The organism is Alistipes onderdonkii (assembly GCF_025145285.1).
GTDB classification, from domain to species: domain Bacteria; phylum Bacteroidota; class Bacteroidia; order Bacteroidales; family Rikenellaceae; genus Alistipes; species Alistipes onderdonkii.
This window is the reverse complement of the sequence record NZ_CP102251.1, coordinates 3657346-3674679: the sequence shown is the minus strand read 5'-3', so window position 1 is coordinate 3674679 and position 17334 is coordinate 3657346. Positions and strand designations below refer to the sequence as shown.

Here is a 17334-nt window from a genome sequence, read left to right as displayed (position 1 = left end):
GTTACTATTTTCCGCCGAATGTGCTAACTTTGCAGGGGATAAATTGCGGCCGGGCAGGCTGCATGCTGCTGCGGCCGGGCGACCCGGCGCCTCGGGCAGTTTGCGCCCTGCATGACGGCGGAAAAAACAAACCGGATAATGGAAGATAAACGATTGGAGGCTACGGCCCGCCTGCTCGACGTGATGACCACGCTGCGCCGCGAGTGCCCGTGGGATCGCGAGCAGACGTTCGACTCGTTGCGAAGCAATACGATCGAAGAGACGTATGAACTGGCCGATGCCATCACCGACCACAATATGGAGGGGATCAAGGAGGAGCTGGGCGACCTGCTGCTGCATGTGGTGTTTTACTCCAAGCTGGGTGAGGAAGCCGGGGCGTTCGACTATGCGGATGTGGCCAACGCCTTGTGCGACAAACTGGTATACCGCCATCCGCACGTTTACGGCGACATCCATGCCAATACACCCGACCAGGTGAAGGAGAATTGGGAGGCACTCAAGCTCCGCAAAAAGAACCGCAAGAGCGGTACGCTGGGCGGCGTTCCCCGCTCGCTGCCGGCGCTGGTCAAGGCATTCCGCGTAGGCGAGAAGGCCGCGGCGACGGGCTTCGACTGGCAGAAGCGCGAGGATGTGTGGGACAAGGTGAAGGAGGAGACCGCCGAAGTCGAGGCCGAGATGCGCTCGGGCGACAAGGCGAACCTCGAAGCCGAGTTCGGCGACTTGTTCTTTGCGCTGGTCAACGCTGCGCGGCTCTACGGCGTCGATCCCGAATCTGCGTTGGAGCGTACGAACAAGAAGTTCATCCGCCGCTTCAATTACATGGAGGAACAGGCTGCCGCACAAGGGAATTCGCTGCACGACCTTTCGCTCGGCCAGATGGAGGCCCTGTGGCAGGAAGCCAAAAAAGGCGAATAAAAGATTGCCTTCCGGCAGCGCTGTCCATGTCCGGGGCACCACCGTACGGTGGCGGGTCATGCAGGGAAATATACATGTGAAACTAAGAAATTTTATTACGGAATTATGGCATTGATTAAAGAAGTGCGGGGACACACACCCGTGATCGGAGAAAATACGTTCCTGGCCGAGACGGCCGTCATCCTGGGCGACGTGACCATCGGCCGCGACTGCTCCATTTGGTACAACGCCGTGCTGCGCGGCGACGTGAACAAAATCGTCATCGGCGACCGTACGAACATCCAGGACGGCGTCGTGCTGCATACGATTTACGACAAGGCCAAACACCCGTCGCAGACCATCATCGGCAACGACGTGTCGGTGGGCCACAACGCCATCGTCCACGGCGCTGTCATCGGCGACAACTGCCTGATCGGTATGGGCGCTACCCTGCTGGACAATGCCGTCGTCCCCTCGGGCTGCATCATCGCGGCCAATGCGCTGGTGCTGTCGAACGCCAAGCTGGAACCCAATTCGGTCTATGCGGGTGTCCCGGCCAAGAAGGTCAAGGAGGTGACGCCCGAGCAGCGCGAGGAGATCATCCGCCGCACGGCGCACGATTACATGCTCTATGCCTCGTGGTTCAAGGAGGATGAATGACCCTGCCGGGGCGTAAGGAGATGCGATGAACCTGCAATCGAAATATTCCGACCTGATGCTCAACCTGCTGGTTGCGCTGGCCATCAGCCTGGTGGTCAACTTTTCCTATGTGCTGTTGCTGATCGTCGAGCAAAAGGGCGAAGGACAGCCGCGGCCGGCGCGGGCGAGCGTCGTCACACGCAGCGAGGAAGGGGTGCTGCACGTCAGTCCCGACGGCCACGGGTACATCGTCTACGGGAACCGCGACAGCGTCTACGTGCCGATGCAGCGCATCCGCCGGATGGATCTTTCGGACGGCGACCGGCTGGTGGTCGACGTGGTCGCCCCGCGCCGTTACGGCGCCCATCCGGTGATGAACGAACTGCGTATGCGCAACGGCGAGGAGTTCGATTACAGCACGCTCTACAACCGGCCGTCGAGGACTTCGGAGCTGACGTTGCAGTTGATCTACTACCTGGTCGTATCGTTCATCATGCTCTCTATCCTGACCTCCGCACGCCGCAATTACAAGGCGGGGCGTTTCGCCCTCCACTGCATGGGGTGCCTCGTGGCGGCCGCGGCGCTTTATATCTTCGCCCCTGTCCGCGAATGGCATTCGGGGCAGATCGTCCTGAATTTCATGAGCGGGCATATCTTCGACTACATGCTGCTGCTCAAGTGTTCGTTCGCCGTGGCCGTGTCGATGCTCTACGGCTGGGTCTACGTGCTCAACTCGAAGCAGCAGGCGGTCGTCATGGAGAACGAACGGCTCAAGAACGAGAACCTCACGACCCGCTACAACATGCTCGTCGGGCAGATCAACCCCCATTTCTTCTTCAATTCGCTCAATTCGCTGGCGATGCTCGTGCGCGAGAAGCACGACGACAAGGCGCTGACCTACATCGACCAGCTGTCGTATACGTTCCGCTACATCATCCAGAACGGCCAGAGCACGCTGATGACGCTCGACGAGGAACTGAAATTCATCGAAGCGTACAGCTACCTCTTCGAAATACGCTATGCCGACAAACTGTTCTTCGACATCGACGTCGACGACAAGTATCGCTCCTGGACGCTCCCGGCGCTGTCGTTGCAGCCGCTGATCGGCAACGCCGTCAAACACAATACCATAACCCGCAGCAAGCCGTTCCATATCTCGATCCGCACCGAGCAGGGGTGGCTGGTGGTCGCCAATCCCAAGGTGCCGAAGATCGAACCCGAACCGTCGACGGGCATCGGCCTGGAAAACCTGCGCAACCGCTGGCACCTGATTACGGGCCGCGACATCGAGATCATCGACACCGACAAGGAGTTCGTCGTGCGCATGCCGCTGCAAAAACCCGCCATCGGATGAAGGCCCTGATTATCGAGGACGAAACCGCCGCCGCGCTGAACCTGGAGGCCATCCTGAAACAGGTGGCTCCCGGCGTGGAGATCATCGGGACGCTCGAAAGCGTCGAGGAGAGCGTCGAATGGCTGCGTGCGAATCCCCAGCCCGACCTGTTGTTCATGGACATCCACCTGGCCGACGGCGATTCGTTCCGCATCTTCGACGCCGTGGAGGTTACCGCACCCGTCGTCTTCACGACGGCCTATGACCAGTATGCGCTCGAAGCCTTCAGGGTCAACAGCATCGACTACCTGCTCAAACCAATCAACAACGCCGACGTGCAGCGTGCGCTGGGCAAGCTGGAACGCCTGTCCAAGGGCGAACGCCGCGATTACGGCTTCCGGGTGCGGACGATGGCCGCGGCACGGCACGAGCAGGCTTTCCTGGTGCATGTCCGCGACCGGATCATCCCGCTCCGGCGCGAGCAGATCGCCTATTGCTATACCAGCAACGAGAAAGTCACCGCCTGTACCTACGAGGGAGTTTCCTACCCGCTCGACAAGACGCTCGAAACCCTGCAGGCCATCCTGCCCGAAGCGGATTTCTTCCGCGCCAACCGCCAGTTCATCGTGGCGCGCCGCGCCGTGAAGGAGATCGCCGTGTGGTTCGGCAGCCGCCTGGCGCTCCACCTGACGGTCGGAACCCCCGAACGCATCGTCATTTCCAAGGCCCGCGTCCCCGAATTCAAGGCCTGGCTCACCTCCGTTCAACCCGCCGAATAGTCGGTTCACCCTGCCTTTCAGTCGTTTGGCCCCCGAGTCGGCATCGTCGTGCCGATTTGGCTTTACCTTTGCATCAGTACTGCGAGCCGAAGGTGTTTCGGCGAACGGATAACAAAAATCTTAATGCTATGAAAAAGAGAATTTTTGCGGTTGCAATGACCCTTTGCCTGCTGGCGGGAACGAGCGCTTTTGCGCAGGATCGGCGGGCTCCGAGGACAAAGGAACGCCCCACGGCCGAACAGATGGCCCAGCGCAAGACCGACCGCATGGTCGAAAAACTGAACCTCAACGAGGATCAGTCGAAGCAGCTCTACGAACTCAACCTGCAGGAGGTAAAGGATATGCAGGCGCAGCACGAGCGGATGCGCGCCGCCCGCAAGGCCAAGGCCGAGAAGATGCAAAAGATCCTTACGCCCGAGCAGTTCGAGCAGTGGAAGCAGATGCAGGGCCCGAAGCCCGGTATGAGGCCCGGCCCGCAGATGAAGGATGGAAAGGGATGCGCCTGCAAGGAAGGCAGGAAATGTGACAAGCCCCGTCCCGCAAAGGGCAGGAAGTGAGGTTAGGTCATCGAACGGCTTGTCACAGCCGGGGTGTCGGTTGGTCGACTGGCACCCCTTTTTTGTCGATTCACCCGCGGCAGAGGGGAAGTCTGCCATAAAAAAGTTATCTTCGCAAGCGCAAAAAATAAACGTATCTATATAATCTGAAGATGAAACGACTGCTACTCTCAACCTTATTTACGCTTTTCGCCGTCGCCGCCTTTGCCCAGAAGGGGACGGTCACGGGTACGGTGGTCGACGCCGAGACCGGCGAAACGGTCGCGGGTGCCGTGCTGGAATTCGCCCCGGCCGCTGCCCCCGACAAGAAACAGTACTCCACTTCGGGCTTCAAGGGCGCCGTGTCGATCCCCTCGCTCGCATACGGCGAATATAAACTCGTAGTCTCTTTCCTGGGCTACAACAGCGCGGAAACCACCTTCAAGGTCTCGGCCGCCAAACAGGACATCGGCAAGATCGAACTCAGGCCGGGCGTGCAGATCGAAACCGTCGTCAAGGAGGCCAAGGCGCTCCGCACCTCCCAGAAGGGCGATACGGTAAGCTATAACGCCGGGGCGTTCAAGGTCACCGACGATGCCGACGTCGAAGGCCTGCTCAAGAAGATGCCGGGCATCACCGTGAGCGACGGTACGGTCGAGGCACAGGGCGAGTCGGTCAAAAAGATTTTCGTCGACGGCAAGGAATTCTTCGGCGAGGACGTGACGACGGCCATCAAGTCGCTGCCGGCACAGGCTGTCGACCGCATCGAGGTCTACAACAAACTGAGCGACGCCGCCGAATTCTCGGGCATGGACGACGGCGAGGGTTATAAGGCGCTCAACATCGTCACCCATGCCAACATGCGGCAGGGACAGTTCGGTAAACTGTATGCCGGTTACGGTTACGATGCCGATACCAAGACCGAGGCCAGGAACAAATATGTCATAGGCGGTAATGCCAATATCTTCAGCGGCGACAGCCGCGTGTCGGTCATCGGCCTGTTCAATAATATCAACCAACAGAATTTCTCGTTCGAGGACATCCTCGGCGTATCGGGTTCCGGCGGCGGCCGCCGCGGCGGTGTCGGACAGTACATGGTGCGTCCGCAGAGCGGCGTGGCGTCGGTGAACGCCATCGGCGTCAACTACTCCGACACATGGGGCAAACGCGACCAGGTGTCGTTCCAGGGCAGCTATTTCTTCAACAATACCGATACGAAGAACCAGTCCACGGTGGACAAGTGGTATGAATCCCCCATGCCGGTGGACACCCTCGCGACGCGCGGCTATTCGAATACGGAGGCCTACAACCACCGTTTCAACGCCCGCCTGGAGTGGAAGATCTCCGACAACCAGAATCTGATGGTGCGCCCCAGTTTCAGCTACCAGTCCAACGACCCCCTGAGCACGACGCAGGGCTGGCAGTTCGGCCAGAGCGGTTACAGCCGTACCGAGAATTTCAACGACGGCCTGCGCCACGGTTACAACCTGCGCACGAGCGCCGTCTACCGTGCCAAGCTCGGGAAGGACGGCCGTACGATCACCCTCGACGGCAATGTGAATTATTCGGACAATACCAACAACTCGAATTCCTTCTCGAACGTCCTGCCGATTTCGTCCGTCCGCCCCGACGGGGCCGACGGCCCGTGGGGCTGGGACACGACGGGCTATACCCGTCTGCGTTACCTGCGCAACCTCGCCCCCTCGAACAGCTACGGCCTGCGCGGGCAGTTCACCTATACGGAACCTGTGGCCAAATATGCCCAGGTGAGCGTGCAGTACCGCATCCGCTACGATTATCAGGAGCGCGACAAGAGGTCGTTCATAACCGGGCCGGACTATTCGGTCGCAGGGCTTCTCCCCGACGGGGCGCTTTCCAACTCTTACAAGAGCGGTTACCTGACGCAGAGCGCCGGCCCCGGCTTCCGTTATTCGAAGGAGCGCAACACGTTCGTGGCGAACGTCTATTACCAGCATGCCACGCTCGACGGGCAGATCGTACGCGACGCCGCCGACAAGATCAAGCATTCGTATAACGACGTGACCTATTTCATGATGGGGCAGCTGAACATCAACCGCGAGAATTCGCTGCGCCTGTTCGTCTCGTCCTATACCGACAACCCCTCGATCACCGACCTCCAGAACGTGGCCGACGTGTCGGACGCGCAGAACATCACCAAGGGTAACCCCAACCTGAACCCGTCGTACAGCCACCGGGTCAATTTCCACTATACGAACTCCAACGTGGAGAAGGGACGGACGTTCATGTGGATGTTCTCGATGCAGAATACGTCGGATTACAACGCCAACCACCTGGTCTCGAACCCCGGTACGATCACCCTCGGCGGCGAGCAGTACACCCCCAACTACTACTCCACCCCCGTCAACCTCGACGGTTACTGGAACCTGCGCACGCACCTGAGCTACGGGTTCCCCATCGGGTTCCTGAAGAGCAACTTCAACGTGATGGCGGGCGTCAATTTCACCAAGACCCCGAGCATGCTGGGCGGTGTGGTCGACAGCGACGGGTTCATCACGGGCGGCGAGCGCAACGACACCAAGAATATCGGCTACGACTTCCGCACGGTGCTGGGCAGCAACATTTCGGAGAACGTGGACTTCACCCTTTCGTGGGCCGGTACCTATAATGAGGCGACCAACTCGCTGGGCGAATCGGGTTCCAAGAACCGTTATTTCAACCATACGGCGCAGGGCAACATGAAGTTCGTCTTCCCGCTGGGCTTTACCTTCACGGGCAGCGTGGCCTATACGCAGTACATCGGTTTTACGAACGATTACGACGATTCCTACCTGCTGTGCAACGCCTGGATCGGCAAAAAGGTCTTCAAGAACAAGCGCGGCGAGATCATGGTCGGCGTGAACGACATCTTCAACCAGAACAAGGCCTTCGCCCGTTCGACGGGCTCGGGGTGGACGCAGAATTCGACCAACAGCGTGATCGGCCGCTACTATATGGTGCAGTTCACCTACAACCTGCGCCGGTTCGGCAAGAAGGGGTCGAAAAACATCAAGGATTACGACGGCGTGGCACAACCTTCGGGATCGCGCCGCATGGGGCCCGGCGGCCCGGGCGGCCCTCCTCCGGGAATGTTCCACGGGCCGAGGTAGCGCGGCGGCCGGGTTCGGCTCCGGACATGAATAAGACACCAGGCATTTGCCCGGTGTCTTTTTTTGTGGGGGGGGCGGAGCGTTTGCCGGAGTGCCGATCCTGTTCCGTGTCGTCGCACTGCCGTTGCTGCCGGCGCCGGCCGGAAAGTGCGGGGCTGTTTGCCGGGGTGTGCGGGGCTATTTCCCCGCTTCGTCCCGGACGCGGAGCACGAATTCGAGGGGATGCTGGGTGAGCGCGGCGGTCTCCTCTGCCGTGTGTCCCTCGGCAAGGCAGCGCCTTATGACGACCTCCATCGCCTCGCCTACTTCGACGATATGGCCGTCGGGATCGTAGAAACGTACGGTGCACTGTTGCCAGCCGTATTTGTGGGGCGGGTGGAGCAGTTCGACGGGGTCGGGCCACTCCCCGAGCCGCTGCATGAATGCGTCGAGGTCGTCCGTTTCGAAATAGAGCTCCATGTTGTTCGGGCGGCTGCGCACGGAATCTTCCGCGAGGCCCGTAAGCCACGCGAATTTCTCCTGTATGGCGAAGCCGCCGCTGAACGTGACGTTCTCCCCGAAATCCAATACGACCCGCTGGTCGAACAGCCCGCAGTAGAACCGTTTCGAGCGGCCGACATCGCTGACGGCGATCAGCGGCATCTGATATTTGACATACATTATCTGTTCTGGTTTTTGACGGGCGTATCCTTGGCTGCGCGGGCGATCACCTGGTGAATGCCGATGCAGGCCAGCCCGCCGTAGATGAGTGTAAGGATGCAGAGCATCCGGATTTCGGGCAGCACCTCGCTGAGCGATGCGCCCATGCTCTGGATGCGGATGAAGCCGTCGACACCGTGGCTGCTGGGGAACAGCTGCCCGAAGTTGAACAGCCAGTCGGGAATGCCCTCGCGGGGGTACGACACGCCGCTGAGCATCAGCAGCGGTATCGACGTCCACAACAACAGCAGTAGCGAATTTTCGCGGTAGCGGAACAGCGTCGAGATGGCGATGCCGAGGAAGATGCAGGCGGCCAGGTATGCCAGCATGAAGACCACGACGGTGCTCGTGGCGCCGTTCATCGGGTAATGGAACAGCCGGTAGTGCAAGCCCAGGATATAGAAGGTCGTCACGCCGTAGATCAGCCCGTAGACGGTGGCCTTGCCCAGAACGATGGGCAGCGTGGACATGCGTTTGCGGTCGGGCGGGCAGAGTTTGCGGTAGAGCCCGAATTCGCGCCACGTGCCTCCGATCATGCCGATGCCGATGAGCAGCGTCTGCTGGATGATGACCATGATGATCGCCGGCATGACGAAGGTGCCGTATCCCAGGTAGGGGTTGAACAGGTTGTGCGACTGGTAGATTACGGGCTGCGTCGTGGCCTTTGCCTGCGGGATGTCCGCCCCCTTGGCGATCAGGCGCTGGAATTCCACCATTGCGCCCGTGCTGCCGATCGAGGTCACCAGTTCCTGGAAAGCCTGGCGGTACATCAGGAAGTAGCTGGCATCGACGTAGATCGCCACGTTGGCCTGCGAGCCCCCGAGCAGTTTCTCCTCGTAGTCCGACGGGATATAGACCACGCCGTATATCTTGCGGCTGAAGAAGAGCTCCTTGGCCTCCTCCATGTTCGTCGGGTTGTAGGCCACGTACGTATTCGGCCCGGCGTTGAACGTCGCTGCGAGGCTGCGGCTGGTCGGTGTGCGGCACTCGTCCACCACGCCGATCGGCACGTTGCGCAACACCTGTGCGCCGTAGGCCATCGAGTAGACCGTGGCGTAGATGATCAGCGCGAGTACCAGGATGAGGACGACGCCTGCGTCGGTGAATATCGAGCGGAATTCATTGCGCATGACCGACAGCATCTGCTGCCGGTAGGATGTGATCTGATGTATGAACCTGCCCATGTTATAACCTCCCCCAGTATTTTTCCTCCGTGCAGATCGTCCGCAGGCGCGGCAGGCACAGGAGCGGTAAGACGATGAAAAGCGACATATAGCCCATGTCGGGCAGCGAACAGGCGACCGGGGCGCCCCGCAGCATCTGGTCGACGAAGATGTCGGTGTAGTAGGTGAACGGGAACAGCTTGCTCAGGTACCGCATGGCGGGCCACATGGCCATGACCGGGAACGTGAGGCCCGAGAAGGTGAAGGCCAGTACCGAGTACCCGCCGCCGATCGAGAGCGACAGGCGCAGGTTCGAGAGCAGCGACACGATGAACACCGCGATGGCCTGGTAGCTCAGGATGAAGAGCAGCGTGCCGAGGAGTATGACCGTCAGGCTGCCGTTGAGCGGCACGCCCACGACCTTGAAGATGATGAGCAGCATCACCAGCGACATGAGGAACATGATGACCGTCACGGGCAGTATTTTCCCCGTGAGGGCCGCCCCTACCGAACCGTTCGCCGTGTCGATCCACTCGCGCGCGGTGGCGTGCTTGAGTTCGGTGCCGATGGTGAAGACGGTCACCATGACCACGAAGATGAGCAGCATCATGGGCATGAAGCTCGGCGAGAGGTAATAGCCGTAATTGATATAGGGATTGAACAATACGTGCCGGCTGAACCGCACGGGCATCAGCTGCGCCATGGCCTGCTTCTCGCTGAGCCCCTGTTTGGTGAGCAGTTGCAGCTGGATGCCGGCCGTGAAGGTCGTCACGGCGGTCTGGATGTCTTTCGACAGCAGTCCGTTGACCGTGATGTTCGTCCCCGAAACGTAATTCTCGATGTGCGTCTGGCTGTTGCTCAGGATATTCTTCTCGAAGAACGACGGGATCTGCACGATGGCCATGACCTTCCCTTCGCGCATCAGCCGCTCGCCTTCGTCCATATCCTGAATTTCGTAGGCGACCAGGGCCGTCGGGGTCGCGTCGATCATCTGCGTGACCTTGCGCGAGAGCGACGTGTGGTCATCGTCCAGCACGGCGATCGGGATGTCGCGGGCCACACCCTTATTGAACAGCAGCGCGAAGAATGCGAACGACACCACGGGCAGCACGAGCATCAGCACGAAATACATCGGCTGGTGCGTCAGCCGCACAAGCTCGCGCCGCAGGACGGCGTAGGTATTATGCAGGAATCCCGGCATCGTCCCCTCCTATTTCCGGATTTCGTCCCAGTCCACGATTACGCTCATGCCCGGGCGCATATTCTCCACATGCGACACAGGCCTGGCCTTGATGGCGAAGGTGCGGATGTCGAACCCTCCCTGCGTACGCGTCGCCGCCCATGTCGCGAAGTCGGCCTGTGCGGAGATGTAGGTCACCTCGAACTCGACGTCGTAGTCCAGCGCCGGGACATAGCCGCTCATGCGGGTGCCGACGCCGATCCCCGGGAGCAGGGTCTCCTTGATGTTGAAGGTCACCCACAGGTCGGTCAGGTCGAGGATGGCCACCACGGGATAGCCGCTGCCCACCAGTTCGCCCTGCTCGGCGATGATGGTCGAAACCTCGCCCGTCACGGGTGCATAGACCATCGCGTCGCCGATGTAGGATTCGACCTCGCTCACGGCTCCCTCGGCCTGGCGGACACGCGCCGCAGCGGCCTCCTTGTCCTCCTTGCGGGCTCCGTCCGACGCCAGGTCGTACTGCGCCTTGGCGGCCAGCGCCGTGGCTTCCATCGCCTTGTAGTTGGCCGACGCCTCGTCCAACTTCTGTTCGGGGACTACCCCCTGGTCGTAGAGGTTCTTCACGCGGTCGTAGGTCTTGCGCGCCAGTTCCAGCCCGGCCTGCGCCTTCTCCCACATGTTCAGGGCGGCTTCGATCTGCTGGATGCGGGCGCCTGCCAAGGCTGCCTGGTCGAGTGCCGCGGCGGCGCTCTTCACGGCCTCGGCCTGCTGGAGTTTGGCCTCCAGCTCGGGGGTCGAGAGCGTGTAGAGCAGCTGCCCCTTCTCCACGCGGTCGCCCTGACTGACCTTCATGTCGTCGATGCGCCCCGGGACTTTCGACGAGGCTTTGTAGGTCGTGCACTCCACCGTGCCCTGTATCAGCATCGGGGTCGTTTTCCGGAGGTACCAACTGATCAGCACGACCGAGACGATGATGACCACAGCGGCCGCGATGATTCCGATAATGTTGCTTCGCTTCATAGGATTCTATAATTTTTTACTTTTTATCGAACAGGATCGGCCGTGCGTCGGCGCGGCGGGCGTAAGCCGAAAATTCGTCGCTAATGCCTGCGGCTTCGAGCAGTTGCGCCAGCAGCAGGTCGAAGTTGTAGGCCGCCTGGAGGCGTTCGGTGCGTACGCCCGCGAGGTTCAGCTCGGCGTCGATCAGGTCGGTCGACGAGCTCATGCCTTCGAGGAAGGCGGCGTTCTTCATGCGGAGGTACTCCTCGGCGAAGGCGAGCGAGGCGTCGATCGAGGTCATCTGGTTGCGGTAGTTCATCATCTGGTTGTAGAGTTTCTCCACCAGCACCGAGATGTCCTTTCCGGCCTTGTTCTGCAAGGCGCCGACCCGGCGTACGGTTTGCTTGGCCGCCGAATATTTATACTCGCGGTTCAGGCCGTCGAAGATCTTGATGTTGACCCCCACGCCCACCGCCCAGCGGGGCACGAGTCCTGCGACCTGGTAGTTGTAGAACGAACCGCCGCCGATGGCCGCCACCTGCGGCAGGAAGTCGGAGCGCCGCGCGCGCACGCCCTCTTCGGCCAGCTGGCGCTTGAGCGAGACCTGGTTGAGCAGCGGGTTGCGGTCTTGCGCCAGATCCTGGTAATAGGCCACGTCCTCGACCCGGTCGACGATGAACATCGACGTCACGGGTTGCCACGCGTTGTCCTGCCCCAGCGTGCTGTTCAGAGCGCTGGCGATGGTTTGAGCCTGCAATTCGGCATTGGCCAGCTCACGCTCGGCCTCCGCCATCTTGAATTCGACGTAGAGGCGTTCGCTCTGGGCGATCATGCCGTTCTTTTCGAGCGCGACGGCATCTTCGAGGTGGCGGCGTACGCCGTCGACCACCTGCCGGCGCACCTCGACGACCTGCATGGCGAGTGCCAGCCCGAAGTAGCGCTCCACGAGCTCCGAAATCAGCGCATTGCGGGTCTGGTTGCCCTGCTCCTCCGCCGTGCGTTCGTTGATCCTGGCGGCGCGGTTGGCGGCGTTGATCTTGCCGCCCAGCCAGATGGGCACCGAGACCTGCCCGCCCACGAACCCGAGGCTCTGATCCTGCACCTTGAGGAACCAGTCGGCGTTCATCAGCGGATTGAGCAGCCCGTTGATCGACGGGATCATTTCGGGCGGTATGAGCCCGCTGCCGAGTATCTGCCCGGCGAGCTCTTTGGCCGGGCCTTTCATCTCGTTGAAATCGAATCCTATATCCTTGGACATATAGGCGTATGCGCCCATGACGCTGATCTTGGGCATACGCAGGCCGATGGCCGCACGGCGTTCCTGGGTGGCGGCCTTCTCCTCGAACTCGGCTGCTTTCATCGCGGGGTTTTCCGTGAGCGCTACGGCGATCGCCTCGTCGAGCGAGAGCGTACGCTTGGCCTCCTGCGCAGGCAGCCGGACGATGGTCGCAAGTGCCGCCGCCGCAAGGAGGGTTCTGACTGCTATTTTCATATTAATCAATGCGTTTATGGGGCAAATATATAAGTTATCCCGATATGTTGCGCGATTTTCCGGAAAAAGAGGCCAATTTTAGGCCCTTATGGACACAATTTACGCCCGATTCATCGCTTCAGGTGCGCGTTGGCTTCCCATACGCCCCCGGCCAGCGCCGGGTATGCCCTGACGTCGACGCCCGCTTCGCGCAGGGTCAGCGCTCCGCGGCAGCAGACGAAACAGTCGGGCTCGTAGAGTGCGAAGGCCGCCCGGGCGAAACCATGCCTGATAATGAGCTGTGTGCAGCTTTCGGGCTCGCTCGCCCGGCGCGAGCACGGCTCCATCGAGGAGTACATCACGGCGCCGCGGAGCACGGCGCCTGCCGCCAGCGCCTTGGCGATGGCCTCCTGCTCGGCGTGGTGCGTTGCGGAAGTTTCGTGCGTGTAACCTGCAAATATCCGGCCGTCGGCCGTGGCTACGACCGCACCGACGCAGTAGGACGTCGGGCTGGGGGTGCATTTGCGGCCTTCGTCGACCGCCATCCGCAGGTAACGCAGGTCTTCCCCCGTCGTGTCGGGATGCAGCGTATAGGTCGTCACCTCCATGCCGTCGACCTGCTCGCAGGTGTGCGGGATGCTCTGGGGCGGCGCTGCGTCGAACCTTGCCCCGCCCCGGCTGCCGAGCCGCAGCCGCGGGTTGACGGCCAGCCGCAGCGTGTCGGCCATCCCTTCGTCGAGGAACATGCGTAACACCCCCGCCCCGCCCTCGACCATCAGGCGTTCGATGCCGCGCTTTTCGAGTTCGGTGACGATGTATTTGGCGGTAATTGCTTCGCTGGTTGAGATGACTGTCGCAACATTTTGCAACCCAGTTATTTCTCCTGGAGAAAACACGTAGCGATCGGCATCGCCAGCGGTGAAGAACCGCAGGCGGGGCGAAAGGCCGCCCGAGCGGGTGAGCGTGACCTTGGCGATGTCGGGCTTCAGCCCGGCCTGCACGCGCCGTGCGCGTGCCGCCTGGTCGCGGACGAGCAGCGACGGGTCGTCGCGCCGCAGGGTCTCGGCGCCGGCGAGGATCGCATCGTGGGCCGCCCGCAGGCGGTACACCTCCTCCCAGTCGCCCGGGGTCGAGATAATCAGCCGCCGGGGGCTGTCGTCGTCCATGTAGCCGTCGGCCGTGACCGCGGCGGAGAGGGTTACTCGCATCTTCGCAGGGTTATCAGGGTGATTTCGGGATAGGCTCCCAGGCGCATCGGGAAAACCACGTATCCCGTGCCGTCGTTGATATAGAGCGTACGCCCGCCTTCGTCGTAGCGTCCGCTCCAGCGCGTGTAGAGCAGTTGCGCCGGGGAAAAGGCCCGGCCGAAGAGGCGCAGTTTTATCTGCATGCTGTGTACGTGCCCGGCGAGCGTCAGGTCGCCGTAGCCCGCGTCGGCGATCTGCCCCCAAAGCTGCGGGATATGCACCGCGGTGATGTTGTAGAGCGAATCGGGGACGCCGCGGTAGGCCCCGCTCAGGTCGGCGGGCGGCAGGTCGGGGTCGTGGCGCATGTGCCGCAGCGCGGGGTCGAACGAAAGCCCCGTGAGCGAGATGCTGTCGCCGCCCCGGCGCAGGTAAACCGTGGTGTCCTCCAGTACGTTCCACCCCATTGCACGCTGGCGGGCGATCACTTCCGCAAGGCTCGCCGCCGGGCTTTGCGCAACGGTGTCCTTGATATAGAGCCCGGCATCGTGGTTCCCCGTGACCGAAACGACGCCGTACGGGGCACGCAGGCCTTCCAGCAGTTGCCGGGCGCGGGCGTCGAGCTCCGAACTGCGGATGTTCACCAGGTCGCCGCAGAAGACGATCAGGTCGGGGCGAAGGCTGTTGACGCTGTCCACCAGGCGCCGCAGCTCCGCTTCGGGACGCACGACGGTGCCCAGGTGCGTGTCGGTGATCTGGGCGATGCGGAACCCGTCCAGCCCGGCCGGGAGGCGTTCGGAGCAAACCTCCGTGCGGGTCACGCGGATGGTCGTACGCCCGGCCGTAGCGCCCCAGATGAAGAGTGCCACGACGCCTGCCCCTGCTGCGATGCCGACCCGCGGCAGTCCCGTCCATCGGAAAAAATAGCAGGCCATGCGCGGCAGGACGGTCACCATCCAGGCCCAGAACGCCCACATGGCGAACGTCATGAACGCCGTGGTGTTGTCGCGTGTGACGGCCCCGGCGACGGCGATCACGGCCGGCAGGGCATCGGTCGCGGCCGCCGCGACGATGAATACCCGGTGGCGGAGGCCCGGGGCACGCCGCCGCATGCGGCGGTAATGAATGACGTCGGCGGCCGCGGCCGCAAGCGTCAGCAGGGAGATTATCCAGAGCAGCATATACTTTCTTTTTATTATGAGCGTATTGGGGAGCGGGCAGGCCGCACACGGCCCGTGTCCTGCCGGGCGCGGCCTGTCCGGGCCGGACAAAGATAGTGAAAGCCGGGGGGATTCGAAAATTTATTTTTCAGCTTCCCGGGGGCATCCTATCTGCCGGAAAGATAGCGGGATCCGCATACAAACCGCCTCCCTCCCCGATTTTCAGGGGTGCACCCTCTGCTCCGCGCAGGCCGCGGGAATCGGGTGCAGGGGGTGGAAATCAAATTCCGTGCAGGTTCTTTTGGCATATATCTTGCTAATTCCCGGGGTGAAAATTAACTGCCTGTGTCCCAAAAACAAAACATACCGAACCAAGCAAGTTTAACCAAAAAACCAAATTTTATTCGGCTTATGAAAACATTTCGACTTCTGATTGTCTCCCTGCTCCTTGCGACTTCCGCTTCCGCCCAGCACCACCGGGGCGAACGCCGTGGCGGCGACTATTCGCCGACGGTCTACCTCATCTCCGTACACGAGGTGGATACCATCTACAACTGCGGCGGCTGTGCCGCGCAGCAGGCTGCGGCACTCAACCGCATGGCCGTCGGCAACGCCACGCAGGACTACATCGACACGCACCGCCCCGGCTTCCAGCAGACCGAGAAGCCCCAGTTCGTGTTCGCCTCGAAGAACAACCGTTTCTCGTTCTCGATAGGCGGCTTCGTGAGCCTGCGCGCGGGCTATGATTTCGACGGCATCGTCGACAACATCGACTTCGTGCCCTACGACATCCCGGTTCCGGGCAATTACAACTCCAAGCAGAAGTTGATGATGGACGCCTCGACCTCGCGCCTCTTCCTGAAGGCCATTACCAACACCCGGGCGCTGGGGCGCGTGGTAATCTACATGGACGCCGACTTCCGCGGCGGTGCCGAGGGAAGCTATACGCCCCGCCTGCGTTCGGCCTACGTGTCGTTCAAGGGGCTGACCCTCGGACGCGACGTGACGACCTTCTGCGACCTGTCGGCCGCCCCCACGACCATCGACTTCCAGGGGCCGAACGCCTATAATTTCAACTTCGCGACGCTGATCCGCTACGAGGTGTCGTTCGCCCGCAGGCACATGACCTTCGGCGTCGCCGCCGAGCTGCCGAGCGTGAGCGCCACCTACGGCGAGAACTTCAAGCCGATCCACCAGCGCGTACCCGACTTCCCGATGTACCTGCAATATGCCTGGGGCGCCGACCGCAGCAGCCACCTCCGCGCTTCGGCCGTGCTGCGCAACCCTTACATGTATAAGGTATCGAAGGATGCCACCACGTCGCTCTTCGGGTGGGGCGTGCAGTTGAGCGGCACGATCAAATGCTGCGACTGGTTCCGCATGTTCATGAACGGCGTCTACGGTAAGGGCATCACCCCCTATATCCAGGATCTGACCGGTTCCGGGCTCGACTTCACGCCCAACCCGGTGGATCCCACGCTCGTGCGCATGATGCCCATGTGGGGCGTGCAGGCCGCCGGGCAGATCAACTTCACGCCGCGCCTGTTCGTGTCGGGCGGCTACTCGACGGTGCGCGTGCAGCGCAGCGAGGGCTACTATACGGCCGACCAGTACAAACAGGGGCAGTATATCTTCGGCAACATCTTCTACTCGCTCACCCCGCGCTGCAAGGTGGCCGCCGAGTACCTCTACGGTTCGCGCAAGGACATGAACAGCATGAAGAACCATGCCAACCGCGTGAACGTGATGGTGCAGTATAATTTCTGATGATCCCGGTATCGGTATTTATTATGGGCGGCCCGCGTCGGGAACCGCCCATTTTTCGTATATTTGCCTCTCTGTTAAAATCGTGAACTATGGAATTTCTTACGGAATACAACCTCACGGGACTGGTGATCGGCATTGCGACGTTCCTTATCATCGGATTGTTCCATCCGCTCGTGGTCAAGGGCGAATATTATCTGGGCGTACGCTGCTGGTGGGTTTTCCTCGTGATGGGGATCGTGGCGATCGCCGCGTCGGTGGCCGTGCGCCATATCCTGTGGTCTACCCTGCTGGCCGTGTGGGGCGCCTCGTCGCTCTGGTCGATCGGCGAACTGTTCGAGCAGCGCCGGCGCGTGGAGAAAGGCTGGTTTCCGGCCAACCCCAAGCGGCAGGGAAAATAACCTG

15 protein-coding genes are annotated in these 17334 nt (G+C 61.3%); 8 read left to right on the top strand and 7 right to left on the bottom strand.

Translation table 11 applies throughout. The features are described 5' to 3' along the window. Positions 1–138: 138 nt before the first annotated feature. The 6 genes from mazG to NQ559_RS15140 all read left to right on the top strand — a co-directional run bounded on the left by mazG (position 139) and on the right by NQ559_RS15140 (position 7309). Positions 139–915, top strand: a complete 777-nt coding sequence (gene mazG / locus NQ559_RS15165; RefSeq protein ID WP_033395209.1) for a nucleoside triphosphate pyrophosphohydrolase — start codon at positions 139–141, stop codon at positions 913–915. A 105-nt stretch (positions 916–1020) separates the two neighbouring features. After that, positions 1021–1554 carry a gamma carbonic anhydrase family protein gene (locus tag NQ559_RS15160; RefSeq protein ID WP_018695959.1) on the top strand — a complete coding sequence of 178 codons (534 nt, stop codon included), beginning with the start codon at positions 1021–1023 and terminating at the stop codon, positions 1552–1554. Between the two features lie 25 nt (positions 1555–1579). Further along, positions 1580–2887, top strand: coding sequence for a histidine kinase (locus NQ559_RS15155; protein WP_018695960.1), 1308 nt, complete (start codon positions 1580–1582; stop codon positions 2885–2887). Next, entirely contained in the window at positions 2884–3645 is a 762-nt protein-coding gene (locus tag NQ559_RS15150; RefSeq protein ID WP_018695961.1) for a LytR/AlgR family response regulator transcription factor, read from the top strand. The genes NQ559_RS15155 and NQ559_RS15150 overlap by 4 nt, the downstream gene beginning before the upstream one ends. Positions 3646–3773: 128 nt before the next feature. Further along, positions 3774–4202, top strand: a complete 429-nt coding sequence (locus tag NQ559_RS15145; protein ID WP_026318384.1) for a Spy/CpxP family protein refolding chaperone — start codon at positions 3774–3776, stop codon at positions 4200–4202. Positions 4203–4354: 152 nt separating this feature from the next. Next, a complete protein-coding gene (locus tag NQ559_RS15140) occupies positions 4355–7309 on the top strand; it encodes an outer membrane beta-barrel protein (protein WP_018695963.1) in 2955 nt (984 codons plus the stop codon). A gap of 177 nt (positions 7310–7486) precedes the next feature. Here the strand turns inward: NQ559_RS15140 and NQ559_RS15135 are convergent, their stop codons facing one another. From NQ559_RS15135 to NQ559_RS15105, 7 genes are all read right to left on the bottom strand, one after another. Beyond that, complete coding sequence (locus NQ559_RS15135; RefSeq protein ID WP_018695964.1) at positions 7487–7969, bottom strand: VOC family protein; 483 nt, start codon at positions 7967–7969, stop codon at positions 7487–7489. Beyond that, positions 7969–9192, bottom strand: coding sequence for an ABC transporter permease (locus NQ559_RS15130; RefSeq protein ID WP_018695965.1), 1224 nt, complete (start codon positions 9190–9192; stop codon positions 7969–7971). Before NQ559_RS15130 ends, NQ559_RS15135 begins: the two co-directional genes overlap by 1 nt. A gap of 1 nt (position 9193) precedes the next feature. Continuing rightward, positions 9194–10372, bottom strand: coding sequence for an ABC transporter permease (locus tag NQ559_RS15125; RefSeq protein ID WP_018695966.1), 1179 nt, complete (start codon positions 10370–10372; stop codon positions 9194–9196). Between the two features lie 9 nt (positions 10373–10381). Beyond that, positions 10382–11371: an HlyD family secretion protein gene (locus NQ559_RS15120; protein WP_018695967.1), complete on the bottom strand. Its 990-nt coding sequence runs from the start codon at positions 11369–11371 to the stop codon at positions 10382–10384. 16 nt (positions 11372–11387) lie between these two features. Then, positions 11388–12842, bottom strand: a complete 1455-nt coding sequence (locus NQ559_RS15115) for a TolC family protein (RefSeq protein ID WP_018695968.1) — start codon at positions 12840–12842, stop codon at positions 11388–11390. Between the two features lie 110 nt (positions 12843–12952). After that, entirely contained in the window at positions 12953–14029 is a 1077-nt protein-coding gene (locus NQ559_RS15110) for a dihydrofolate reductase family protein (RefSeq protein WP_018695969.1), read from the bottom strand. Next, the gene (locus NQ559_RS15105) at positions 14020–15186 is read right to left on the bottom strand and encodes a metallophosphoesterase (protein WP_018695970.1); all 1167 of its coding nucleotides are present in this window, start codon (positions 15184–15186) and stop codon (positions 14020–14022) included. The genes NQ559_RS15110 and NQ559_RS15105 overlap by 10 nt, the downstream gene beginning before the upstream one ends. A 390-nt stretch (positions 15187–15576) precedes the next feature. Between NQ559_RS15105 and NQ559_RS15100 the strand changes: the two genes are divergently transcribed. Then, complete coding sequence (locus tag NQ559_RS15100; protein WP_018695971.1) at positions 15577–16932, top strand: DcaP family trimeric outer membrane transporter; 1356 nt, start codon at positions 15577–15579, stop codon at positions 16930–16932. 89 nt (positions 16933–17021) lie between these two features. Next, positions 17022–17330 (top strand): DUF4491 family protein, encoded by a 309-nt coding sequence (locus tag NQ559_RS15095; protein WP_018695972.1) that lies wholly within the window; start codon positions 17022–17024, stop codon positions 17328–17330. The last annotated feature ends 4 nt before the right edge of the window (positions 17331–17334 follow it).